Here is a 1,701-nt window from a genome sequence, read left to right on the forward strand (position 1 = left end):
TGCCACGCCGGCGCCCAAGGCGGTAGCCACCACCATTTGAACGATGGCGCCAGGAAGCGCAATCTTGCGCACAGCGAGCAGGTCGTCGATGGAAAAGTGCAGCCCGACACCGAACATCAGCAGCATCACGCCAACCTCGGCAAGTTGCCCGGCGACATGCGAATCAGCTATGAACCCAGGCGTGAACGGACCAATGGCGATGCCAGCGACAAGGTAGCCCACCAGCGCGGGAAGCTTTAGCCGCGCGGCAACGAAGCCCAGGATGAGGGCCAGCCCGAACCCGGCAGCGAGCGTGGTGATGAGGGTGATGTCGTGGTGCAAATTTGTGCTCTCTTTCCCGGCCTGCGCTATCCCTTCGCCACAGGCGCGTGACCGGAGGCTTCGCCCAAATGGCACTTCTTGTACTCATCGACCGCGGACTGTCGAATCCGACGATGTCCGCCTTCGGAACGGCTGACCTCGCCCAGCTTGCCCTGATCACACAGCATCGAGACGTAGGGCCGGCTCATGCCCAGTTGGGCCGCGGCCTCGGCCGTCGTCAGCAAGGCGTCGCCGTCATCGCTGTGTGGACGCTCCCTGTTTGACCCTGTCGTGGCTTCGATCGCAGCCAGGGCGGTGACGAGCTGCATCCTGAGCCGTGTTCCAGCTACGGACTCGTCCGTCAGAGCTGTCGTGAGACCGAACGCAGCCACCTCGGCCAGCTTGCCGCACAGCTCCTGGGTCAGCAGCTGTGGCGGCTCGCGGACGTCTCGAAGGCTGAGCTCCTTGCCACCCAGGCGCATGACAGCCGTGCGACCGGATCGGGCCTCAACTTCGATGTGCTGGGCGAACGCGCGCTCAAGCCAGCCAAGCAGCTCGTTCAGCGAAGGCACGTGGTGACGGTTCAACATGCCCGCATTTTATGCGAATACCTTAAAGCAAAAGCGAAAAAAACGAAAGCCCTCGCCATGGTGAAGCTGTCCCGCGTCAAGTTGGCGGTCGCGTGAGGCATGCGGTCAGCGGCTGTTTCCAGTAGATCAGGACATGCCCAGCAACGATGTCGTTGCGCTCTGGATCTCCAGTGGTGACTGTCACGCCTTCGTTGACGAGAGGGCGCTGCCCCTCGCACTGGCTCAAGTGGTATGCGTCAACATGGTGGCTCCAGCACGCTGCGGTTCGCGGATGCCGACCTTGATCTGGATTTCACCGCGCGGCGAGTGGTTCTGCCATGGCTTTCAATGCCACTTTGCGAAGGCAACCAGGCGGAACTTTCGGGCTCGCCTGGGCTCAAGACCTTCCTGCAGCTTTTCATCGCCAAGTGCTTTGACCGAGGGAGGATCGCATTGGATATTCAAGTTCGTGCCTTGCATGCCTGCGTCAACAACGCGCTGGTTGACCATGTCCGCCGGCGCCTGCTGTACGTGCTGATGCGCCGGCAAAACCAAGTGCAGCGCGTTGACGTGCGCCTTGGTGACACGCGCAGCCGCCGCGGCTTGGCGAAAAGATACTGCCTTATCAAGCTACAACTTGTGGGCGCCCTCACTGTCACGGTCATTGGTGCCGGGGGCGATCTGTACGACGTGATTGACCGGGCCGCTGACCGTGCGGGCCACCTTGCCGTCGAGCAGTTGCGCCAGCCGCAGCTTTCCGAGAACACGTGGCATGACCATGACCTCCGTGGCTGATGTGCGGCGCGGTACCCGTCAGCTCGCATTCCTGAGC

3 protein-coding genes are annotated in these 1,701 nt (G+C 62.2%); 1 reads left to right on the top strand and 2 read right to left on the bottom strand.

Annotated features, from left to right (window positions below; all coding sequences use genetic code 11):
* On the bottom strand, positions 1-321 hold a 321-nt coding region (locus H537_RS48665; protein ID WP_043462403.1), incomplete at its 3' end, for a cation:proton antiporter domain-containing protein.
* Positions 322-347: 26 nt separating this feature from the next.
* Positions 348-890, bottom strand: coding sequence for an excisionase family DNA-binding protein (locus tag H537_RS48670; protein WP_051244767.1), 543 nt, complete (start codon positions 888-890; stop codon positions 348-350).
* 231 nt (positions 891-1,121) lie between these two features.
* On the opposite strand from H537_RS48670, the gene H537_RS0140180 reads away from it, so the two are divergent.
* Positions 1,122-1,664 carry an HPF/RaiA family ribosome-associated protein gene (locus H537_RS0140180; protein ID WP_029002324.1) on the top strand — a complete coding sequence of 181 codons (543 nt, stop codon included), beginning with the start codon at positions 1,122-1,124 and terminating at the stop codon, positions 1,662-1,664.
* Positions 1,665-1,701 lie beyond the last annotated feature (37 nt).

The organism is Azohydromonas australica DSM 1124 (assembly GCF_000430725.1).
In the GTDB taxonomy this organism is placed as follows: Bacteria; Pseudomonadota; Gammaproteobacteria; order Burkholderiales; family Burkholderiaceae_C; genus Azohydromonas; species Azohydromonas australica.